The organism is Christiangramia sediminicola (assembly GCF_031344135.1).
Taxonomy (GTDB): Bacteria; Bacteroidota; Bacteroidia; order Flavobacteriales; family Flavobacteriaceae; genus Christiangramia; species Christiangramia sediminicola.
Genome location: NZ_JAVJIU010000004.1, coordinates 541,062 through 564,568, shown reverse-complemented (window position 1 = coordinate 564,568; position 23,507 = coordinate 541,062). Strand labels below are relative to the sequence as shown.

Below are 23,507 nucleotides of genomic sequence, written 5' to 3'. Positions count from 1 at the left end.
TTATGAAGAATACAAAGTCTATAATTCACCTGGATCTGGATACTTTTTTTGTTTCGGCAGAAAGACGTCTGGATTCTAAATTAAACGATAAACCGCTTATTGTAGGCGGGCTGGGAGACCGTGGCGTGGTAGCCGCCTGCAGTTATGAAACCCGTAAATTCGGAGTTCACTCGGGAATGTCTATGAAGGTAGCGAGACAACTTTGTCCACAGTCTATCGTCATTAAAGGAAATGCTTCCACTTACACCAAATTTTCCCACGAAGTGACCGAGATCATCCGCAGTAAAGTGCCTTCGTTTGAGAAAGCCAGCGTAGATGAATTCTATGCAGATCTTACCGGGATGGATCGTTTTTTCGGGATTAGCCAGTTTGCCAAAGAACTTCAGCAAACCATTTTAAAGGAGACCTATTTACCTATCTCTTTCGGACTTTCTCAAAATAAAGTAGTTTCAAAAATAGCCACGGGAGAAGGCAAACCTTACGCCCAGAAGATCATAGAAGCAGGAACCGAAAAAAGCTTCCTTGCTCCTCTCGCGGTGAATAAGATCCCAATGATAGGGAATAAGACCTTTCAGAAATTACTGAATCTTGGAGTCCGTAGAATTGAGACCATTCAAAAGATGCCGGTAGAAGTTCTGGAGAGTGTTTTGGGAAAAAATGGACGCACCATCTGGAAAAGAGCTCATGGTATAGACAATCCGCCAATCATTCCTTTTCACGAGCGAAAATCGATCTCAACCGAACGTACTTTTAATCGTGACACCATAGATATGATACGTCTGCACGGAACACTGGTAGCGATGGCTGAAAGTCTTGCATATCAGCTAAGGCGGGGAAATAAGCTCACTTCGAATGTAAGCGTGAAAATTCGCTATTCAGATTTTCAAACCTACAGCAAGCAGATCAAGATCCCTTATACCAGTGCAGACCATATTTTAATTCCGAAAGTAGAAGAGTTGTTTAAGAAACTATACACTCGCCGGTTACTTATCAGGTTGATTGGCGTGCGTTTTAGCGGACTCGTAGGTGGTCATTACCAGATCAATCTTTTTGATGATTCTGAAGAAATGCTGAACCTCTATAACTCCCTGGATAAAATAAAGAATCGTTTCGGGGAACATAGCGTGATGCGCGCTACCTCTATGGATGCAAAAACTATCGGAAGAATGGGAAATCCCTTCAACGGGGAACCACCCATTGTGCTTGCTCATAGAAAGCAGTAAAAATTGAAAAATAAGGATCGATAAATGATAATTGAACTTTGTTTCTAAACTGTCACACATATTATTCTTTGCGCTACGGCACAATGTCTACCCGTGAATTATGTCAGCTGGCGGAATCTAATGGCGTGAATCAAATTGCGCTAACAGATATTAATAATACTTCTGCCTGTCTTGAATTCATCAAACTCAATAAAAATTCAGATTTAAATGCATTGGTTGGGATAGATTTCAGGAATTCTGCAGATCAGCAATATGTAGGAATTGCGAGAAATAATCAAGGATATAAGCAACTTAACGATCATCTTTCAGAACATATACATGAGAAAAGGAATTTTGAAAATGAAGCTCCACTCCTACCCGATTGTTATATTATATATCCTTTTAAAAAAATATCAATCACCAGAAAAACCGATTTCAGGAGTAATGAATTTATCGGAGTTTCCATAAATGATCTTCGAAAATTAAAATTTTCAGAGTATCGAAAACTGGAGAATAAGCTGGTAATTTTTGAAACGGTAAGCTTCCGAAATAAAAAAGATTTTAATGCCCATCGCCTGTTACGAGCTATTGATAATAACACATTGCTTAGTAAACTTCCGGAAAGCGAACAGGGTTCGTTATCAGATAAAATGATTGCGGAAGAAATACTCTTGAAAGGGTTTGAGGAATTCCCGCATATCATTAAAAATACTGAAAAATTATTTGATTCCTGCAAAGTAGACTTTGAATTCGGAAAAGGTCAGAACAGAAATCTTCTCGTTCTGGAGACTCCTGAAAAAGACCGGGAAAGGCTTGTAGACCTCTGTTATCAAAAGTTACCTGAAAGGTATTCAGATCCCGGGAAAAAAGTACTGGACAGAGTAAAAAAAGAACTCAATACCATTATTAAGCTTGGCTTTGTTTCTTATTTCCTGATCAATCTGGAGATCGTGAATTACGCCCGTTCTAAAAATTATCCTTTTGTTGGGCGAGGTAGCGGCGCAAATTCCGTGGTTGCATACATTCTTGGTATTACCAATGTAGATCCCATCGAGCTTGATCTCTATTTTGAAAGATTTATAAACCCGAACCGAAGTTCTCCGCCAGATTTCGATATCGATTTTTCCTGGAAAGACCGTAATGATGTGACCAATTTCATTTTCAGAAATTATCGCCATACTGCATTAATGGGAACTTACGTAACTTTTAAAAGCAGGGCCGTTGCAAGAGAATTAGGAAAAGTCTTTGGTCTTCCAAAAGAGAACATAGACAAGCTTTCTCAGGGTTTTTACGACTTTAAAGATCTGGATCACCTGGAAAAACTGGTACTGAGATATAGTCGATTAATTGATGGCTTTCCCAATTACCTAAGTGTTCATTCCGGCGGGATTTTGATTCTGAATGAATCTGTGCATAATTACGCCGGAACTTTTTTGCCTCCAAAAGGCTTTCAAACCATTCAGATAGATATGAATATCGCTGAAGATGTTGGCATTCACAAATTTGATATTCTGGCTCAACGCGGACTTTCCAAGATCACAGATGCTTTGGAGATCATTAAACAAAATCAGCCGAACGCCAAAATTGAGGATATAGAAAACATCAAACTCTTTAAAGAAGATCCTGCCATTAATGATCTTTTGAAAGTAGGTGATTGCATGGGTGTTTTCTATGTGGAATCTCCGGCCATGCGCGGGTTGCTTACAAAACTGCAAACCGACAATTATATGAACCTGGTTGCGGCCAGCTCGGTTATCAGGCCCGGAGTCTCCAGTGCCGGTATGAAGGAAGAATTTATTAGAAGACATCGAGATCCTGAAAAGAAAAAGGAGGCTCATCCTGTAATGCTGGAGATTATGGAAGACACTTACGGTGTCATGGTCTATCAGGAAGATGTGATGAAAGTAGCGCATATTTTCGCCGGGCTGGATCTGGATGATGCTGATGTGTTACGCAGGGGAATGAGTGGTAAGAAGACTTCTAAAGGTCAGATGGAAAAGATCGAACATAATTATAGAGAAAATTGTGCGCAGCGTGGATATCCCCTTAAATTGACTAACGAGGTATGGGAACAGATCTCTTCCTTTGCCGGTTATGCATTTCCAAAAGGGCATTCTGCTTCTTATGCAGTAGAAAGTTATCAGAGTTTATATCTCAAAAAATATTTCCCTCTGGAATTTATGGTAGCAGCTATTAATAACGGAGGAGGTTTTTATAATCTTCAAACCTATATTCAGGAAATAAGAAATTGCGGAGGCAAAATTCATGCGCCATGTATTAATAGAAGCGACCATCCCAACACGATCTTCGGAAAAGATATTTATCTCGGGTTCGGTTATATTAAGGAACTCGAGAACAAGACTATTCAACAAATATTGGAGAACAGGCAGTTTTTCGGTCAGTTCAGATCTTTGGATGATTTTATAGATCGTATCGATATTTCCATTGAACAGATAAGCCTATTATTGAAAATAAATGCATTCAGGTTTACTGGATTAGATAAACATGAATTGTTATGGAACGCTTATTTTAAACTGAATAAATCCAGGCCGAAAAGCAACCAGGCGCTCTTATTCAAGCCTCAACATCGTGAATTCGAACTTCCGGAATTTGAATTTTCAAAGATCATTGAAGCCTACGACCAGATGCAATTGCTCGGTTTCCCATTATGTAATCATTTTGATCTTTTAGCTGAACCAATGCACAATACATTAACTGCCAAAAAACTGAAGCATCATATTAGTAAAAATGTTGAGATCTATGGAAATCTGGTTGATTATAGAAAGACTGGGACTTCAAATGGTAAGTACATGTATTTCGCTACATTTTATGATATCCTCGGAGATATCTTTGATGTAGTGCTTTTCCCTAATGCTGCAGAGAAATATCCTATTAGAAGTGATGGTATTTATAAATGCTCTGGAAAAGTAATGTGTGATCTTGGATATGTGTCTATAGAAATAAATTGGATCTCCCGCCTTACTACCCAAACTGATCCAAGATTGGTTGGCTCAAATTTTAAAATCTCTCTAAAATAAAAAGCAGCCTCAATGAGGCTGCTTTAATAATATCATATAATTAAATTATGGCTCAACCGTAATTTTAAAAACTGCAGAATCAGAACAATCATCCCCAGTAACAGTATAAGTAGTTGTAAACGTTTGAAAGTTATTAGAAAGATACATATTAATCAATTCCTCTGGATCTGGATCAAATGTTCCAGTGGTAGAGACACCAGCATCTAATTGCCTTATCAGATATCTCCCCAGTCGAGCTGGCGTATATAAATTATTTAAAACATAGGTATTTGTTAAACTTATAGATACATCTGATCCTGCACTAACATTACAAACCGGTTCATTCGGAGGAATACATACATTATAAGTTAAATAAGCAGATCCATTTTTCCATCCATTTAAAGTTTCACTTCCAACCCAACTAACATAACTTCTTCCATTTTCATCTACAACAGTAATTCTTGCAACTAAAACCATAGAACTTTCTACTGAAAATTCAAATTTTGAATAGCCAATTGAATTATAGTCATATTTATCTAATTTTCCAGGAATAACTCCTCCGTTACTTGCTGGGATTGCAGAAACGTCATTAGCCTTCAAAATTAAAATCTCAGAAAGAGAATACCCCATATTAATTTCAAATTCCACAAATGCAGTTTCTCCATCGTTAGAGTTAGACAAAATAACAGATCCAAATTCATTACCTGAGTCTATTAAATCAAAGAAGTAAGGCTCACAGATTTCGCTAGCTTCGAGATTAAATGTATTCAAATAACTCTCTTCGTAGTTCAATTCGTCATTATCAACGGTACAACCCATAAATAATAACCCCAAGATCGCAACAATTATAAAATAATTTTTCATAAAACACTGGTTATTAAAGTTTTTCGGCAGAAAAATAATAATAACGGTTGGATCTAAACAGAAAAATTTCAATAACTCGTTATGATTAATTATTTTATCGATATAATACCAATTAATATCATTACTTATAAATTTAGCACTTAAATAATCCAAAAAAAAACAGCGCTGTTTCCAGCGCTGTTTATTAAATTGAATAAATAATTATATTATTCTATAACTTCAATACTAAGCTTTGTAGAATCTGAACATTCTTCTTCATCAACCGTATATGTAGTTGTAAACACTTGGAAATTATCCTTCTGATAACTCTGAATTAAGGTTTCCATTGAAGGAGTGAAGGTACCATTCACAGAAACACCTGAATCCAACATTCTCAAATAAAATCTTCTCAATCTGGAAGGGGTATACAAGTTATTTTGAACGAATGAATTAGTTCGAGTAACAAACTTATCCTCTCCTGCACAAGCTGGTAGTACCTTCACGGTAATTTTAACTGAATCCGTACAGTCACCAAAATCCACAGTGTAAACAGTTGTAAAAGTCTGATAATTATCTCTTAAGTAAGAATTGCCAATTGTAGCAATTTCAGGTGAAAATGTTCCATTTAAAGGAACTTCATCATTAAGTAGGCCTAAATAATAATTTTTCAATTTCACAGGATCATTACCTATATTTTCCTGTATAAATTTATTTTCAACTTCTTGATATATATCATCTCCAATAAAACAAGTAGAAGGCTCTTCTATTTTTTCTACTACAACAATGCTTAATTCAGTGAAATCTGTACACCCTCCCTCGCCAACAGTATAAACGGTAGTAAAAGTTTGAAAATTAAAATCCTGATAAGATAAAATTAAAGATTCCATAGAAGGACTAAAAGTTCCATCTGTAGGCACACCTTCATCTAATAATCTCTTAAAGTATCTTTCCAACCTTGCTGGAGTATATAAATTATTCATTACATACTCATTAGTAAGCGTAATTGAATTATCAGCACCAGCTGTCACATCACAAACAGTAACATCAGCAACGCCAATTTCTTCATTAACTATCTCGTCATTATCAACGGAGCAACCCACAAATAACAACCCCAATACGGCAATAAAATAAAAATTTCTCATAAATCAAATGGTTAATATTGTTTTTCAAAGGTAAAACTACGAATAACAACCATCGTCCAAATCACTCTTACAACTTATTCGTTAATAAGACTATAATCATCGATATAATACTGTTTTTTAAGAAGATTTAAGAGTAATTTTCTTTTTTTTAATAAGCCTAGACTGACAAAATATAATATAAATTATAATAATTTTATATAAATAATTTTTTCAAAAATCTAGATAACAGTTTTGAATAAAATTTTTACTATTTAGCCTAAAATAGTTTTAGTTTCAGAGTTCTATATTTGTAAAAAAAAATGTCTCTTAAAAAACATCTTGAAGGAAAAGGATATCACCGTATCAAGCTCAAATTTACCAAAACAAATCACCTGGAAGTCGAAGCTAAGATCAACAATATTAAGGGTGATTTTATTTTAGATACGGGTGCTTCCAGCACTTGTGTAGGTATAGAGGCTGTAGAACATTTTGATCTACTCTCTGAAGATAGCGACGTAAAAGCTGCCGGAGCCGGAGCAACAAATATGCTTACGCAGATATCTCAAAAAAATAGAATAGAAATTAGCAGTTGGACAAAGAAAAAAGTAGATCTTGTTCTTTTCGATTTAAAGCATGTGAATGAAGCACTTATAAATCACAAAGCTGAAAAAGTACACGGAATCATAGGCGCAGATATTCTCAAAAAAGGGAAAGCCGTAATAGATTACAAAAACAAGGCTTTATATTTGAAATAAAGGGAAAAATCCCCTTTGACTTGGGCGAGTTAAAAAATTAAATTTGAGTGGTTACAATTTAATTTTACTACGTATCAAAACTAAAGCATTTTCTCAACTCATTTTCGTTTTACTAGCCGTCTTGGTTGTAGGAACTTTAGCATTGAACGTAATTCGTTTGTTAGTTTTGTTTTAATTTTTGTTAGAGAATAAAAAAGGTCCGCAATTGCGGACCTTTTTTTATAATATTAATTTCTGAACTATAGTTCAAGAGCTCTCTTTACATCATTATCCATTAATAATTCCTCCGGATTCTCCAATGCTTCTTTCACAGCCACAAGGAAACCAACAGATTCTTTACCATCAATGATTCTGTGATCATAAGACAGTGCAACGTACATAATAGGTCTTATCTCAACATGTCCATCTATTGCAACCGGTCTCTCTACGATATTGTGCATTCCAAGGATCGCACTTTGCGGAGGGTTGATAATTGGTGTTGAAAGCATAGATCCAAATACACCACCATTAGTAATGGTAAAAGTACCACCAGTCATTTCATCTACCGTGATCTTTCCGTCACGAGCTCTAAGAGCAAGACGCTTAACCTCTGCCTCTACTCCGCGGAAGCTCAGATTCTCTGCATTTCTAATAACCGGTACGGTTAGACCTTTAGGTCCAGAAACAGCGATACTAATATCTTTATAATCGTAGCTTATTTGGTAATCACCATCTATCATAGAATTCACTGCAGGATACTCTTCTAATGCACGAATAACTGCTAAAGTGAAGAAAGACATAAAACCAAGGCTTACACCATGCTTATCTTTAAACTCCTCTTTATATTTCTTTCTAAGCTCGAAGATAGGAGACATATCTACTTCATTAAAAGTAGTAAGCATTGCCGTGTCGTTCTTTGCGCTTACCAATCTTTCAGCAAGCTTACGACGGAACATAGACATCTTCTTCTTCTCTTCTCCTCTGGTTCCAGTTCCAGGAGTTCCCATAGATGCTTTTGCCTCTACAGCATCTTCTTTAGTTATACGACCATCACGCCCTGTTCCCTTAACATCCTTAGATTCAATTCCTTTTTCATCAAGAATTTTCTTTGCTGCAGGAGATGGGCTCCCGGTTGCATAAGTATCATCCTGCTTTTGAGAAGGAGTACTTGATTTTGAAGGTGTTTCAGTTTTAGCTTCTGCCTTATCACTGTCTTTTTTATCTTCAGTTTTTTCCTGGCGCTCTTTTTCTTCCTCTTCTGCAGGCTTATCATCTGAAGAATCTCCACCTCCTGGCTTTTCAGCTTCAGTATCGATTAAACAAACTACCTCACCAACTTCTACCACATCACCTTCTTCAGCCTTAAGCGTGATAATACCGCTTGCTTCCGCCGGAAGTTCAAGAGTTGCTTTATCACTGTCAACTTCGGCTACTGCCTGATCTTTTTCAACGTAATCCCCGTCTTCTACCAGCCACTGAGCTATTTCAACTTCGGTGATACTTTCCCCGGGTGAAGGAACTTTCATTTCTAAGGCCATGATTATTATCTATTTTGGTTCCTGAAATTCAGGAAATTGATTCTTAATTATTTTCTTCTTCGTTTAAATTCTTGTCAAAAACACTGTTGATCACACGCTCGTGACGTTTTTTGAAACGCACAGAACTACCAGCAGCAGGTGAACCATAGAATTTACGGCTACAAACTCTGAATTTTCGTGCTTCTTCAAAATGTAATAATAAGTGACCGTAAGCTCCCATATTTCTAGGTTCTTCTTGAGCCCAAACTACATCATCAGCATTTTTATATTTTTCCATTATCTCTTTCATATCTGAAATCGGTAACGGGAATAATTGTTCTACTCTTACAAGCGCTACGTCGTCTCTATCATTCTCTTCTCTATGCTTTAAAAGATCATAATAGAACTTACCTGTACAGAAAACCAGCGTTTTAGTATTTTCAACTTTCGCCTCGCTATCGTCAATTACAGGCTGGAAACTTCCCGTTGCAAACTCCTCTTTTGTAGAGATCACTTTTGGATGACGTAATAAGCTTTTAGGAGTGAAAATGATCAATGGCTTTCTAAATTTAGCCTTCATTTGTCTCCTTAAAATATGGAACATGTTCGCCGGAGTTGAAATATCGGCAACATACATATTGTCTTTTGCACAAAGCTGAAGAAAACGCTCCATTCTACCTGATGAGTGTTCTGCCCCCTGACCTTCATATCCATGAGGTAGAAGCATCACCAAACCATTCTGTAATTTCCACTTGTCTTCAGCGGCAGAAATATACTGATCTATCATGATCTGAGCTCCGTTAACAAAATCTCCAAACTGAGCTTCCCATATTGCCAGCGTTGTTGGACTTGCCATGGCGTAACCATAATCGAATCCTACAACACCATATTCTGATAATAGTGAATTGTAGATAAAGAAATCTCCTTCTCTACCTTTTATATTATTATGAAGAATGATTTCTTCTTCACTGTCTTCAACTTTTACCACGGCATGACGGTGAGAGAAAGTTCCTCTCTCCACATCCTGACCGCTAATTCTAATATTATAACCTTCAGCCATTAAAGATCCATAGGCAAGATGTTCGGCCATAGACCAGTCCAGCTTATTATCTTCAAAATACATTTTCTTTCTCCCGTCTATGATCTTTTTGATCTTTCTCATAAACTTCTTGCCTTCCGGCAATTCAGAAATGGCTTCTGCTACTTCATCTAATTTTTCGATATCAAATGTTGTATCCACATTATCCATCATTTCATCTTCCTGAACGTTTTCAAATCCATCCCATTCATCTTGCATGAAAGGAGTGATTCTTGTAGTTTCTTCCTTTCGGGAATCCTCGAGTTTTTCCTCAAGCGCAGCTTTATAAGTTTCCTCAAGTTTTTTCAGGTAATCATCATCTGCAACCCCTTCTTTCTTCAGCTTTTCAAAATAGATATCTCTCGCATTTTCATGCTTAGAAATAGCTTTATAAAGTTTTGGCTGAGTAAATCTTGGCTCATCACCTTCATTATGACCATATTTTCTATAACCAAGCAGGTCTATAAATACGTCTCTTTTAAATTTCATTCTGAAATCCAGGGCAAAAAGTATTGCATGCACCACTGCTTCGGCATCGTCTGCATTTACGTGTAATACCGGTGAAAGCGTAACTTTCCCGACATCTGTACAGTAAGTAGAACTTCTTGCATCCAAATAATTCGTTGTAAATCCAATCTGGTTGTTTACAACAATATGAATGGTTCCGCCGGTTTCATAACCTTCCAGCTGAGCCATTTGTACTATTTCATAAACAAGTCCCTGTCCTGCGATCGCGGCATCTCCATGCACCAGGATTGGTAACACTTTAGAGTTATCACCTTCGTAGCGACGGTCTTGTTTAGCACGCGTAATTCCTTCTACTACCGCACCTACAGTTTCAAGGTGTGAAGGGTTTGGTGCTATATTTATGTTTATTTCATTTCCGTTATCGGTAGTCCTGCAAGAGGTCCACCCAAGGTGATACTTTACATCCCCATCGAAAATGTCCTGTTCGTAATCTTTACCGTCAAATTCGCTAAAAATATCTTTAGCACTTTTTCCGAAGATATTTGTAAGGGTATTAAGCCTACCACGGTGAGCCATCCCCATTACAAATTCTTTCACACCAAATTCAGCTGCTTTTTCAATCAAAGCATCAAGTGCCGGAATTAAACTTTCTCCTCCTTCCAGAGAAAAACGCTTTTGCCCAACATATTTCGTATGAAGAAAACCTTCAAAAGAAACTGCTTCATTAAGTTTCTTAAGAATTTGCTTTTTCTGAGTTTCATCAAATTTTGGATGATTCTCATTGACGTTCAATTTATTCTGAATCCATTCAATTTCTTCCGGCTTACGAATATACATATACTCGATACCGATAGACTCGCAGTAAATCCTTTCAAGATGCCTGATGATCTCCTTCAGAGAAGTTGGTCCTATTCCAAGAATATCTCCAGCATTGAAAGTGGTACTAAGATCACTTTCCTCAAGTCCGAAATTTGAAATATCTAAGGTTGGTGAGTATTTTCTACGTTCTCTAACAGGGTTTGTTTTGGTGAACAAATGACCCCTGGTTCTGTAACCGTCAATTAAGCGGATTACCTGAAATTCTTTAATGACGTGTGCTGGTATTTCTCCTTCAGCAAAATCTACAGGAGCTTCCCCCAATACTTCTTCAGAAACACCATCTTGTTGCATTCCAAAGTCAAAACCTTGAAAAAAAGCCCTCCAACTGGGCTCAACACTATCAGGATGTTTTAAATATTGATCGTAAAGTTCTGCGAAATATGCAGTATGAGCAGCATTTAGAAATGAAAATCTATCCATAAAATTGAAACAAATGTTTCTTTTGTTTATAAAAACATAGCAAAAATACAATTTTTAAAAAAAACAGCTTGCAGGCATTATGATAATTCTCTATTGGATTATAGGAATTTTAACACTGCCCGAAATAGTGAGCCTTTTCAGCTTAAAATGAATAGCTTAAATATTTCTGGATTAAACCTGACGCTCCATAAGCATCTCACCAAATTTGCGAAGTGGTTCTTTCTTTTCATCAGATAACTGAATTTTATCCAGGATTTGAAAAGCTTTATCGGTGTAATTTTCAATCTCTTTTCTGGTAAGTTCGGCCGCTCCACTACTTTCAAAAAGTGATTTTACGGCTTCGATTTTTCCAGAATTTTCTGCAGGTGAAATCGTATATAAGTGTTCCAGTTGAAGAGCTTCGCTTTTGCTAGCAAGTTCCAGAGTTTTCAGGTAAAGAAAAGTTTTCTTATTCTCAATAATATCGCCTCCCGGTTGCTTTCCGAAGGTTTCAGGATCACCAAAAGCGTCCAGGTAATCATCCTGAAGCTGAAACGCAATTCCTAATAATCTGCCGTATTGGTAGATCGCTTCTTTACATTCTTTTGAAGTCTGAGCAACGATCGCACCCATTTGTAGAGAAGCACCAACGAGAACGGCGGTCTTATATTCGATCATCTTCAGATAATCATCAATACTTACATTATCCCTGGTCTCAAAATCTATATCATACTGCTGGCCTTCGCAAACCTCTATTGCAGTTTTTGTAAATAAAGAGGATAATTCCTTAAAAGTATCTCCTTCATAATTTTCAAAAAGCTGGTAGGCATTGATGAGCATTGCATCCCCAGAAAGGATACCCGTATTAATATCCCATTTCTCGTGCACGGTTTCTTTGCCTCTTCTTAGGGGAGCATCATCCATAATATCATCATGGACAAGGGAAAAATTATGAAAAACCTCAATCGCCAGTGCGGCATCCAGAGCTTTTTTATAGTTGCAGTCAAAAATTTCAGTCGCCATTAAAACCAGAACGGGTCTCAGCCTTTTCCCGCTTTGCTCAAGAATATAAACCATAGGCTCATATAAATTGGCAGGTTCTTTTACCCTGATCTTTTCGTGTAGATAGTCGATTATAGCTTCTCTATACTGGGAAATGGCATGCATGAATTGAAAAATTTTCCGCTAAAATACCATAATTGAAACTAATTCAAATTTAAAGCCCATGTTAAAAAATGGTAAACTTTGGAAACTTTTTTTGTTTATAAAGTTTCCTAGACATACTTTTGCATCAAATTTATAAGTGAGGTGAGAGAGAAAATTTTAAATACAGCCGCAGATATGTTTCTAACATATGGCTTTAAGAGTGTGACGATGGATGATATTGCCGAAGCTTTGGGAATATCTAAAAAGACCATTTACGCTCACTACTCTACAAAGAACAAGCTGGTAGTTGCGACAAGTTTACATGTGGTAGACAGAATTAATTGCGGAATCGATGAAATTAGGGAGAAGGGACAAAATCCTATTAAAGAGAATTACGAGATCAAGCATTTTGTGGTTCATCATTTAAAGGGAGAAAAGACATCTCCACATTATCAGCTTCAAAAATATTATCCAAAAGCCTATGACAGTTTAAAGAACAAGCAATTTGAGCTTCTGGAAAATTGCATGATAGATAATATTCAAAGGGGAATTGAAGGCGGTTACTACAGAAAAGATATTCGTGTAGATTTTATAAGCAGAATTCATTTTATCGGGATGATGGGTATTAAGGATACCGATCTTTTCCCTATCGAAGAATACAGCCATCCAAAATTGATGGAGTATTTCCTTGAATATCATTTACGAGCTATTTGCACACCCAAAGGAGTTAAAATTCTAGAAGAACTAATCAACAATAATGAGAAATAAAAAATTGAACATATTCAGTCTCCTGATGCTGATTTCAGCAACTCTGTTCGCTCAGGAAGACAGTTTAAAAACCTATCAATTCTCCCTGAACGAAGCGATAGAATTTGGACTAACAAATAATTATCAGTCAAAAATTGCCCAGAAAGATGTAGATATCGCCCTGAAACAGAAATGGGAGATCATCGCCCAGGGATTACCACAGATAAATGGTTCTGTAGACTATCAAAATTACCTGAAGCAGCCGGTTACATTATTACCTGCAGAAATTACAGGCGGTGAGCCGGGAACATTCACTCCGGTTACTTTTGGAACCAAACAGAGCATGAATGCTACAGGCACCTGGAATCAATTGATTTTTGACGGATCTTATATCGTAGGTATCCAATCTGTAAAAACCTTGCTACAAATTTCGAAAAATGCCAAAACAAAGACTGACCTGGAGATCAAGAACGGGATCATCAATGCTTATGGAAATGTTCTTTTAGCAGAGGAAAGCGTAGAAATCATTGAAAGAAACGTGGAAACTGTTCAGAAGAATTACGATGATACGCAGAAGATCTATGAAAATGGCTTAACCGAACAGGAAGATGTAGAGCAGCTGGAGATCACCTTACTGAGATTGAAGAACAACCTCAGCAGAAGTGAAAGAATGCGAGACATTTCTTATGAACTACTAAATCTTAGTCTGGGAATTCCGGTTGAGAATGATGTGGTTCTTACTGATGATCTTGATGCTCTTGCCATGCAATTCTACGATCCGGAAATATTGAACAGGAATATTCCGGTTGAAGAGAATATAGATTACAGGATCGCTAAAAATTCAGCAGAATCTGCAGAGATCCAGGTAAAACTTCAGAAAGCTAAAGCACTTCCAACCTTAAGCGGATTCGTGAATTACGGTTATCAAGGCTTCAGCAATAAATTTACTTTTCTTAATAGCGACCAGGAATATTTTGGCCAGTCGGTCTTAGGAGTGAGTCTAAATATCCCAATTTTCAGTAGCGGAATGAGAAGTTCCAGAACTCAGCAAAGAGAACTGGAATATGAGCAAGCAAAGCTGGATCTTGAGCGTACAGAAAACGAAGTGAAACGCCAGATAAATATGGCAAAAAGTGAATATGAATTCAGCATTGAAAATTATCAGAATTCAATTAGAAACCTTGAACTGGCAGAAAGAATTGAAGATAAGAACCAGATAAAATTCTTTGAAGGTATTGCCAGCAGTTTTGAACTAACCGAGGCGCAAAGACAATTATATTCAGCACAGCAGGAATATTTACAATCTATGCTGGATGTGATCACAGCGAAGGCTGAACTTGAAAATTTACTTGACACAAGAACTTACAACGATGAACAATAATCTCCCATTTATATTTAAGAATATGAAAAAGTTAATCCTATTAATTGGACTGCCTTTAATATTGATTTCCTGTGGTGAAGGAAAAAAGAATTCTACAGAAGCTGTTCTGGAGAGCAATGACACTGAGAAAATTCAGCAAAAGAGAGATGAACTTACCAATCAACTTGTTGAATTGGAAACAGAGATCAAACAGCTGGATGCAAAACTGAAGGAAATAAATCCTGAAAGAAATATTCCACTTGTGACTTCTTACGCAGTAGAATCTGAAAAATTCGATCACTTTCTTGAACTTCAGGGAAGCGTGGAAACTAAAAAGAATGTTGTCCTGAATGCTGAAATGGGTGGTGTACTGGAAAGAATATATGTAGAGGAAGGACAGAAAGTTTCAAAAGGACAGACTTTAGCGAAGATCGATGATGGTGGATTAAGCCAGCAACTTGCGCAGATGCAAACCCAGCTGGAACTTGCCAAGACAACTTTTGAACGCCAGAAAAGACTCTGGGATCAGCAAATTGGAAGCGAGATGCAATACCTTCAGGCGAAGTCTAATTACGAAGGCCAGGTGAATGCAGTGAACCAGATGAAAAGTCAGGTAGCGAAATCTGTAGTCACCGCACCTTTTTCAGGAGTTATAGATGATATCATTACCGAACAGGGAAATGTGGTTTCTCCGGGACAAACTCAGATCCTAAGAATTGTAAATCTTGATGATATGTATATCAAAACAGATATCCCTGAAAGTTATATTTCTAACGTGACTAAAGGTAAAACGGTAGAGGTGACTTTCCCGGTATTGGGTGACACGGTAGAAACAAAGATCAAGCAGACTGGAAGTTATATCAATCCTAACAACAGGACTTTTAATGCCGAGATCGAAGTACCGAATAAAGAAAAGAATATTAAGCCAAACCTGACGGCGCGTGTAAGAATTAACGATTACACCAATGAGAACGCCATTTTGGTTCCTCAGAATATCATTTCTGAAAATGCCGAAGGTCAGCAATATTTGTACGTTTTAGATGAGCAGGAAGATGACCACGCGGTTGCAAAAAGAGTGATCATTGAAACTGGAAAATCTCAAGGTGATAAGATCGAAGTTCTAAATGGTTTAAAGGACGGCGACATGATCATTCAGGAAGGTGCACGTAGTGTGAAAGAAGGACAAACCGTCAAACTAATCAATTACTAAGCTAATTATGGCGAAAAAGAAAACACATCTGGAAAAAGAGTTTGCTCTTTCTTCCTGGGCGATAAAGAACAAAACCACGATCTATGTGGGTATGATCCTTATCCTTTTCTTCGGTATTTCTGCTTATTTCAGCATGCCAAGGGAAAGCTTTCCGGAAGTAAAGGAAACCAAAATATACGTTAGTTCATTATACCCTGGAAATACTGCCGAGGATATTGAAAAACTACTAACTAACCCGTTAGAGGATAAGCTGAAAACGGTGAGTAACGTGGTGGAGATCACCTCTACTTCACAGGAAGATTACTCGATGATCATCGTGGAATTCGATGAAGATATTTCAGTAGAACTTGCCAAACAGAAAGTAAAAGATGAAATAGATTCTGAAACCTCCGGGGAAGACTGGCCAACCTTTAATGGTGCCAAGGTTGAACCCAATGTTTTCGAATTGAGTTTATCTGAAGAAATGCCAATTCTGAACATTAACATTTCCGGAGATTATCCTGTGATGAAGCTGAAGGAGTTTGGTGAATATCTTCAGGATGAGATTGAGAATTTACCGGAGATCAAAAAAGTTGATATTCGTGGTGCTCAGGATAAAGAAATTGAAGTTGCTGTAGATGTTTATAAAATGATGGCCTCTTCGGTTAGTTTCAATGATATCACCAGCGCCATTAATAATGGTAACATGACTATGTCTGCAGGTAATTATGTAACCAGCGGACAAAGAAGAACCATCAGAATTCTAGGTGAAATTGAAGATCCTCAGGCTCTTGAAAATTTCGTGGTAAAATCTGAAGACGGTGATAATGTTTACCTGAAAGATATTGCAGATATTACCTTCAAGGAAAAAGACAAAACCACTTACGCTCGTGAATTTGGTCATCAGGTAGTGATGCTTGATGTAAAAAAACGATCAGGTAAGAACATGGTTACTGCTGCTGAAAAGATCGAGGAGATCGTTAAAAAAGCTCAGGCAGATGTTTTTCCTTCTAATCTTGATATTTCCATCACCAATGACCAGTCGTCTAAAACTATTGGCCAGGTAGACGATCTTGTGAATAACATCATTTTCGGTATTATCCTGGTGGTGACCGTTCTAATGTTTTTCCTTGGATTTAAGAATGCACTTTTCGTAGGTTTCGCGATCCCGATGTCGATGTTCATGTCTTTAATGATACTGAATCAGCTTGGATATACTATGAATACGATGATTCTTTTCGGATTGATCATGGGTCTGGGAATGCTCGTGGACAACGGAATTGTAGTGGTTGAAAATGTGTATCGTCTCATGGATGAGGAAGGCTATAGCAGGATTGAAGCCGCCAAAGAAGGTATTGGTGAAATTGCCTTTCCTATTATTATTTCTACAGCTACTACAGTGGCAGCCTTTATTCCGCTAGGATTATGGCCAGGATTAATGGGGCAGTTCATGATGTATTTCCCGATCACCTTATCGGTAGTATTAGGATCTTCATTATTTGTAGCGATATTTTTTAACTCTGTACTTGTATCCCAATTTATGAGTACGGAAGATAGAAACATGCCATTAAAAACGATCATTAGAATTTCAAGCATTATTGCAGGAATAGGAATTTTGATCCTCATTTTTGGTGGAGAGTATCGCGCTCTTGGAACCCTGATGATATTTACAGCAATCATGCTTTGGGTTTACAGGTTATTCCTGAGAAAAATGGCAAATAAATTCCAGACAAGTTCACTTGTGAAACTAGAGAACTGGTACGAAAGAAGACTTACCTCTTCATTTAAAAAGAAAAGACCATATTGGATCGTTGGAGGAACCTTCTTGTTATTGATCGTAGCATTTATGGCTTTTGGAGCCTCGCTAGCATCACAAAGAACCAAAGTAGAATTCTTCCCGGACAACAAACCAAATCAGATCATTGTTTATATCGAATATCCTGAAGGAACTGATATTGAAAAAACCAATGCCATCACTAAAGAAATAGAACAGAGAGTATATAAAGTTCTGAATAGTGATGAATATATGGATGACGGTTATAACTTTATGGTAGAAAGTGCCGTTTCCCAGGTTGGTGAAGGTGCTGGTAACCCTCAGACCGATGGAGGTTCGGCTGCAGAAATGCCGCATAAAGGTAAGATCACCGCTTCTATGCGAGAATACAAATATCGTAGAGGAAAAGATAGTGAGATCTTACGTCAGAAAGTTCAGGAAGAACTTGCAGGAATTTATCCTGGAGTACTTATTTCCGTAGAAAAAGACCAGAACGGTCCTCCTGCTGGTGCGCCAATTAACATCGAACTTGAAGGAGATGACTATAATGAATTGATCGCCGTTGCAGAACAAATGCGAGAGTATATCAATACTAAAAATATCCCTGCAATCGATGAGCTTAAGATCGATGTGAACAAAGACAAGCCATCTATGCTTGTGGAAGTAGATCGTGAAAAGGCTGGAGAACTTGGAGTGAGTGCTGGACAGGTTGGACAGCAACTTAGAAACTCGATCTTCGGAACAAAAGCCGGAGTTTACAAAGAAGGTGGTGAAGATTATGATATCTACGTAAGATTTAACGAAGATAGCAGGTATGATAATAGTGCTTTATTCAACCAGACGATAACATTCAGAAATAATAAAGGTCAGCTAAGGGAGATTCCTGTTTCGGCGGTTACTTCCAAAAGCAATAAATCTGGATTTAGCGCTATAAAACACAGGGATACGAGAAGAGTGGTTACTATTTACTCTGCATTAACTCCTGGTTATACGGATGCTGGCGCAGCAGTAGGACAGATCCAGAATGAAATGAGAAATTTCCATGGTGTTCCAGATAATATTAAGATCGATTACACCGGACAGATCGAAGAGCAGAATAAACAACAGGCATTCCTGATGGGCGCTTTCTTTAGCGGATTAGGCTTGATCTTCCTTATTCTGATCTTCCAGTTCAATTCGGTTTCAAAACCTTTAATAATTATGATCGCGATATTCCTAAGTTTAATCGGAGTATTTGGAGGAATTGTAATTACAGGGTCTGCTTTTGTAATCATGATGACCATGATGGGAATTATTTCTCTCGCGGGTATTGTTGTGAATAATGGGGTAGTTCTGCTTGATTATGCTCAACTCCTCATCGACAGGAAAAAGCTCAGACTTGGAGTTCCGGAAGAAGAATTTTTATCTAAAGATGAACTTTTACTTACCATCATTAGAGCAGGTAAAGCACGTTTAAGACCGGTATTGCTAACAGCGATCACCACGATATTAGGACTTATACCTTTAGCGATAGGTCTGAATTTGGATTTCTTCTCGCTGTTCAGCGAGTTTGATGCAAACATTTATTTTGGTGGTGATAACGTGATCTTTTGGGGGCCGCTGGCATGGACAGTAATTTATGGATTACTTGTAGCTACATTCCTTACTTTGATCATTGTGCCGCTATTGTTCTATATGGCAATTAGAATCAAGATGTGGATCCATTCAAATAGAAGTAATACAGAAACTGCAACCAGAAAAGATCCTGAAGTTGTAGAATACGCAGAGTAAATTTACACAGAATAAATAAAAAAAGCCCGAAGCATTGCTTCGGGCTCTTTAATAATATAACTTTTTCTCTATAGGTTATTTACCAGAGAACTATCGCTTTTCCAGCTATTCACATTCGCGATTACGCTATTTTTATAGTCCACTTCAGTAAGTTTATTTTCAGACCAGAAAAACCATTTCCCGTTCTTTTTACCATTTTCGTAATTCGCGATGGCTGTCTTTTCACCATCTTGGTTGTAAGAAATCCATTTTCCGTGGAGTCTCCCGTCCTTGTACGTACCTTCCTGTCTAACACTTCCATCTTCATAATAAAACGTTCCTTTAATTAGATCTCCCTCTCTTTCAAATGCAGGTTCAGGGGTATTATCTTGCGCCAATGCAGTTCCTCCTACCAGGAATACTGTGGCTAAAAATAAATTCTTTATAGTTTTCATAGCTCTTTTCAGTTAACATTAACCTTACAAATATAGCCAAAGTTTACAAATAAGCAATAATTAGGTAACGTTAAGTTAACATTGGGGTCTTTTTAAACTGTTTTTCAAGGTCTTACAATTTGAAGAAATGATAACATTGAAATATTAATCAATAATTTTTAATCATTAATGGTTCAGTAAAAGTGTTTAACTTCTTACTTTTGTGCCCATTCTAAATTTGAAGGATAAAATGTATAGAAGTCACACCTGCGGTGAATTAAACGCACAACAGATAGGTAATAAAGTAACTCTCTCTGGATGGGTTCAAAAAGTGAGAAACAAAGGATTTATGATCTGGGTAGATCTTCGCGATCGCTACGGGTTAACCCAGTTGATATTTGATGAGGAACGTTCTTCAAAAGAATTGATGGATAAAGCCGGAAGCCTGGCGCGTGAATTTGTAATTCAGGTTGAAGGTTCTGTGATTGAAAGAGAATCTAAAAATCCTAATATTGCTACCGGTGAAATTGAAGTGCTTGTAGAGGATTTCAAGATTCTGAATTCTTCTAAAACTCCGCCGTTCACTATAGAAGACGAAACCGATGGTGGTGAAGACCTTAGAATGAAATACCGCTACCTGGACATAAGGAGAAATCCGGTAAAGAATAAATTAATGTTCCGCCACCAGGTAGGAATGAAAGTAAGGAATTACCTTTCTAATGAAGGTTTTATTGAGGTCGAAACTCCTTACCTGATTAAATCTACTCCAGAAGGTGCTCGAGACTTCGTTGTTCCTAGCCGAATGAACGAAGGTCAGTTTTACGCGCTTCCACAGTCACCACAAACTTTCAAACAGTTATTGATGGTAGGTGGAATGGATAAATATTTTCAGATCGTAAAGTGCTTTAGAGATGAAGATCTTAGAGCTGATCGACAGCCGGAATTCACTCAGATTGACTGCGAAATGGCTTTTGTAGAGCAGGAAGATATTTTGAATATTTTCGAAGGCCTTACCAGGCATTTACTTAAGGAAATCAAAGACGTAGATGTAGCTGAATTCCCAAGAATGACCTACGACGATGCCATGAGAAAATATGGTAATGACAAACCGGATATTAGGTTCGGGATGGAATTTGCCGAATTAGATGACCTTGCAAAGAACAAAGGCTTCAATGTATTCGATCAGCAGGAATTGGTAGTAGGAATTGCTGTTCCGGGTGCTGCTAGCTATACAAGAAAAGAGATCGACAATCTTATTTCCTGGGTTAAAAGACCACAGGTTGGTGCAAACGGACTTGTTTGGGCGAAATATAATGAAGACGGAAGTTTAAAATCTTCTGTAGATAAATTTTATTCTCAGGAAGATCTCAAAGCATGGGCTGAAGCTACCGGAGCAAATCCAGGAGATTTAATTCTGGTTATGGCAGGAGATTCAGCAAAGACCAGAACTCAGTTAAGTGCTTTAAGAATGCATTTAGGAAACGAGCTTGGCCTAAGAAAAGCTGATGAATTTGCTCCGTTATGGGTAGTAGATTTCCCTCTTTTAGAATGGGATGAGGAAACTGAAAGATTCCATGCGATGCACCATCCCTTTACCTCACCAAAGAAAGAAGACTTCGCACTTTTGGAAACAGAACCGGCAAAAGTAAGAGCCAATGCCTATGATCTAGTTTTAAATGGTAACGAAATTGGTGGAGGATCTATAAGAATTCACGATAAAGAGACGCAGTCTCAAATGTTCAAATATCTTGGTTTTACTCCTGAAGAAGCAAAAGAGCAATTCGGATTTTTAATGGACGCATTCCAGTATGGCGCTCCTCCACATGGTGGAATTGCTTTTGGATTTGACAGACTTGTAGCAATACTTGGTGGACAGGAAAGTATTAGAGATTTCATCGCCTTCCCTAAGAATAATGCGGGTCGGGATGTTATGATAGATGCTCCTGCAAAACTTGATGAACAGCAACTTAACGAGTTACATCTTAAGTTGAAATTATAAAATAAAGATCCCGCGTATTGCGGGATTTTTTATATTCACAGGCTTAATCATTAGAATGTGACGAAATTCAGAAATTCATTACTGCATAAATTTTTGAACTGGAAATCCAGGAATCTTTCTCATCGTCAGTTCTTAATGTTTTTAAGCGCTGTGATAGGTTTTATTGCCGGTATATTCGCGGTGATCATCAAAAACCTTACACATTTAATTCAGTCCTTATTAGAGGGAGAATTTATAGCGAATTATCACGATGCTTTTTATTTTATATTTCCGGTTATCGGTCTCCTGATCGTTTATCTGATTATTAAATTTATTCTCAGAAGGAAGGTAGGACACGGTATTCCCACAACCCTTTACGCGATATCCAGGCAGAAAGGGATCATGAAACGATTCCAAATGTACGCATCGCTAATAACGGCACCTATTACAGTGGGTTTTGGTGGTTCTGTAGGACTGGAAGGACCAACGGTTGCCACCGGTGCATCCTTAGGATCGAACATTTCCAGGATTTTCCTGATGAATCAGGCATCAAGAACCTTATTGATTGGTTGTGCAGCTGCCGGTGCCATGTCTTCAATTTTCAAAGCTCCAATTGCGGCTATTATTTTTGCCATTGAAGTTTTTAGTCTGGACCTTACACTAGCCTCCTTATTGCCATTGTTGACAGCTTCGGTTTCAGCAATTCTCACCTCCTATTTTTTCTTTGGAAGTGAGATCATTTTACCTTTCAAACTGGAAGATGCTTTTACTATTTCCGAAGTGCCTTATTATATTTTACTGGGAATTATAGCTTCGGTTTGTTCGGTATATTTTTCGAAAATCTATTTCGGGTCCACCCGACTCCTGGCAAAGATCTCATCTCCATTTGTCCGGCTCATCATGGCAGGATTAGGACTGGGAACACTCATATATTTTATTCCTCCATTGTATGGTGAAGGTTATAATGTTATAAATAACCTGCTACAGGAAAATTACTTGCAGGCTTTAGGAACCAACCTATTTAATGCCTATCTGGAAAACATCTGGGTGGTCATAATTTTACTGGCCGGTTTGGTGATATTCAAAATCATAGCTTCTGCGCTAACATTTAGTGCTGGTGGAGTTGGTGGTATTTTTGCACCGGTGATGTTCATGGGAAGTGCTATGGGTCACTGTTTCGCTCTTATTATCAATAACCTTGGCATATTTAAACATCAAATCTCGGTAAGTAATTTCACCCTGGTGGGAATGGCCGGTTTGATGGCTGGTGTTTTACACGCGCCGCTCACAGCGATCTTTCTTATTGCTGAACTCACCCACGGTTATGAACTATTTATACCCTTAATGATAACTGCTGCGATCTCATATATGATCACAACTAAATTCGAACCACATTCAGTTTATACAATGGAACTGGCGCAAAGAGGAGATTTACTAACTCATGATAAAGATCAAACCGTTCTTACCTTAATGAATATTTCCCAAGTGGTAGAAAAGAATTTTATCCCTTTGGAAATTGATATGAATCTTGGTGATGTGATTCATCAGGGAGTAGTTAAATCCTCAAGAAATATCTTTCCTGTAATAGATGAGGATAGAAAATTTATGGGTATTATATTATTAGATGACATACGGTCTATCATGTTCAATGAAAAGCTATATGACGAGGTGAAAGTTCAGGATATCATGCAACAGGCTCCGGAAACCATCGATATTGAGAATGACCGCATGAAAGTGATCATGAAGAAATTCCAGGAAAGTAAAGCATGGAACTTACCGGTAGTTGAAAAAGGGAAGTATGTTGGTTTTATTTCTAAATCAAAATTACTTACCGCTTACCGGCAGAAATTAATAGAAGTGACTGTTTAGTCG

At 37.6% G+C, this 23,507-nt stretch carries 15 protein-coding genes; 9 read left to right on the top strand and 6 right to left on the bottom strand.

Going from position 1 to position 23,507, the window contains the following annotated elements:
* Positions 1-2: 2 nt before the first annotated feature.
* Both dinB and RE431_RS13060 read left to right on the top strand, forming a co-directional pair.
* Positions 3-1,223 (top strand): DNA polymerase IV, encoded by a 1,221-nt coding sequence (dinB, locus tag RE431_RS13065; RefSeq protein WP_309562433.1) that lies wholly within the window; start codon positions 3-5, stop codon positions 1,221-1,223.
* A gap of 38 nt (positions 1,224-1,261) precedes the next feature.
* A complete protein-coding gene (locus tag RE431_RS13060; RefSeq protein WP_309562432.1) occupies positions 1,262-4,240 on the top strand; it encodes a DNA polymerase III subunit alpha in 2,979 nt (992 codons plus the stop codon).
* 45 nt (positions 4,241-4,285) lie between these two features.
* Here RE431_RS13060 and RE431_RS13055 read toward each other — a convergent pair whose 3' ends face one another.
* Both RE431_RS13055 and RE431_RS13050 read right to left on the bottom strand, forming a co-directional pair.
* Positions 4,286-5,236 (bottom strand): hypothetical protein, encoded by a 951-nt coding sequence (locus RE431_RS13055; protein WP_309562431.1) that lies wholly within the window; start codon positions 5,234-5,236, stop codon positions 4,286-4,288.
* Between the two features lie 53 nt (positions 5,237-5,289).
* On the bottom strand, positions 5,290-6,204 hold the full coding sequence (locus RE431_RS13050; RefSeq protein WP_309562430.1) for a hypothetical protein: 915 nt from the start codon (positions 6,202-6,204) through the stop codon (positions 5,290-5,292).
* A 299-nt stretch (positions 6,205-6,503) separates the two neighbouring features.
* On the opposite strand from RE431_RS13050, the gene RE431_RS13045 reads away from it, so the two are divergent.
* Positions 6,504-6,938: a retropepsin-like aspartic protease gene (locus RE431_RS13045; protein ID WP_309562429.1), complete on the top strand. Its 435-nt coding sequence runs from the start codon at positions 6,504-6,506 to the stop codon at positions 6,936-6,938.
* 239 nt (positions 6,939-7,177) lie between these two features.
* Here RE431_RS13045 and odhB read toward each other — a convergent pair whose 3' ends face one another.
* From odhB to RE431_RS13030, 3 genes are all read right to left on the bottom strand, one after another.
* On the bottom strand, positions 7,178-8,455 hold the full coding sequence (gene odhB, locus RE431_RS13040; protein ID WP_309562428.1) for a 2-oxoglutarate dehydrogenase complex dihydrolipoyllysine-residue succinyltransferase: 1,278 nt from the start codon (positions 8,453-8,455) through the stop codon (positions 7,178-7,180).
* Positions 8,456-8,498: 43 nt separating this feature from the next.
* Entirely contained in the window at positions 8,499-11,279 is a 2,781-nt protein-coding gene (locus tag RE431_RS13035; RefSeq protein ID WP_309562427.1) for a 2-oxoglutarate dehydrogenase E1 component, read from the bottom strand.
* A 171-nt stretch (positions 11,280-11,450) separates the two neighbouring features.
* Positions 11,451-12,425: a polyprenyl synthetase family protein gene (locus RE431_RS13030; RefSeq protein WP_309562426.1), complete on the bottom strand. Its 975-nt coding sequence runs from the start codon at positions 12,423-12,425 to the stop codon at positions 11,451-11,453.
* A gap of 141 nt (positions 12,426-12,566) precedes the next feature.
* On the opposite strand from RE431_RS13030, the gene RE431_RS13025 reads away from it, so the two are divergent.
* The 4 genes from RE431_RS13025 to RE431_RS13010 are packed head-to-tail and all read left to right on the top strand — an operon-like array spanning position 12,567 to position 19,244.
* Positions 12,567-13,172, top strand: a complete 606-nt coding sequence (locus RE431_RS13025; RefSeq protein WP_309562425.1) for a TetR/AcrR family transcriptional regulator — start codon at positions 12,567-12,569, stop codon at positions 13,170-13,172.
* Positions 13,162-14,532 carry a TolC family protein gene (locus RE431_RS13020; protein WP_309562424.1) on the top strand — a complete coding sequence of 457 codons (1,371 nt, stop codon included), beginning with the start codon at positions 13,162-13,164 and terminating at the stop codon, positions 14,530-14,532. The genes RE431_RS13025 and RE431_RS13020 overlap by 11 nt, the downstream gene beginning before the upstream one ends.
* A 22-nt stretch (positions 14,533-14,554) precedes the next feature.
* Entirely contained in the window at positions 14,555-15,721 is a 1,167-nt protein-coding gene (locus RE431_RS13015) for an efflux RND transporter periplasmic adaptor subunit (RefSeq protein WP_309562423.1), read from the top strand.
* Positions 15,722-15,728: 7 nt separating this feature from the next.
* Positions 15,729-19,244 (top strand): efflux RND transporter permease subunit, encoded by a 3,516-nt coding sequence (locus RE431_RS13010; RefSeq protein WP_309562422.1) that lies wholly within the window; start codon positions 15,729-15,731, stop codon positions 19,242-19,244.
* A 68-nt stretch (positions 19,245-19,312) separates the two neighbouring features.
* On the opposite strand, the gene RE431_RS13005 is transcribed toward RE431_RS13010, so the two are convergent.
* Positions 19,313-19,678, bottom strand: a complete 366-nt coding sequence (locus RE431_RS13005) for a toxin-antitoxin system YwqK family antitoxin (protein WP_309562421.1) — start codon at positions 19,676-19,678, stop codon at positions 19,313-19,315.
* Between the two features lie 229 nt (positions 19,679-19,907).
* Here RE431_RS13005 and aspS point away from each other — a divergent pair, with 229 nt between their 5' ends.
* Positions 19,908-21,656 carry an aspartate--tRNA ligase gene (gene aspS / locus RE431_RS13000; RefSeq protein WP_309562420.1) on the top strand — a complete coding sequence of 583 codons (1,749 nt, stop codon included), beginning with the start codon at positions 19,908-19,910 and terminating at the stop codon, positions 21,654-21,656.
* Between the two features lie 57 nt (positions 21,657-21,713).
* Positions 21,714-23,504 carry a chloride channel protein gene (locus RE431_RS12995; RefSeq protein WP_309562419.1) on the top strand — a complete coding sequence of 597 codons (1,791 nt, stop codon included), beginning with the start codon at positions 21,714-21,716 and terminating at the stop codon, positions 23,502-23,504.
* Positions 23,505-23,507: the final 3 nt, after the last annotated feature.

Coding starts and splice junctions, on each gene's coding strand:
- dinB (WP_309562433.1), top strand. CDS start 3: ATGAAGAATACAAAGTCTATAATTCACCTGGATCTGGATACTTTTTTT.
- RE431_RS13050 (WP_309562430.1), bottom strand. CDS start 6,204: ATGAGAAATTTTTATTTTATTGCCGTATTGGGGTTGTTATTTGTGGGT.
- RE431_RS13045 (WP_309562429.1), top strand. CDS start 6,504: ATGTCTCTTAAAAAACATCTTGAAGGAAAAGGATATCACCGTATCAAG.
- odhB (WP_309562428.1), bottom strand. CDS start 8,455: ATGGCCTTAGAAATGAAAGTTCCTTCACCCGGGGAAAGTATCACCGAA.
- RE431_RS13035 (WP_309562427.1), bottom strand. CDS start 11,279: ATGGATAGATTTTCATTTCTAAATGCTGCTCATACTGCATATTTCGCA.
- RE431_RS13030 (WP_309562426.1), bottom strand. CDS start 12,425: ATGCATGCCATTTCCCAGTATAGAGAAGCTATAATCGACTATCTACAC.
- RE431_RS13020 (WP_309562424.1), top strand. CDS start 13,162: ATGAGAAATAAAAAATTGAACATATTCAGTCTCCTGATGCTGATTTCA.
- RE431_RS13015 (WP_309562423.1), top strand. CDS start 14,555: ATGAAAAAGTTAATCCTATTAATTGGACTGCCTTTAATATTGATTTCC.
- RE431_RS13010 (WP_309562422.1), top strand. CDS start 15,729: ATGGCGAAAAAGAAAACACATCTGGAAAAAGAGTTTGCTCTTTCTTCC.
- RE431_RS13005 (WP_309562421.1), bottom strand. CDS start 19,678: ATGAAAACTATAAAGAATTTATTTTTAGCCACAGTATTCCTGGTAGGA.
- aspS (WP_309562420.1), top strand. CDS start 19,908: ATGTATAGAAGTCACACCTGCGGTGAATTAAACGCACAACAGATAGGT.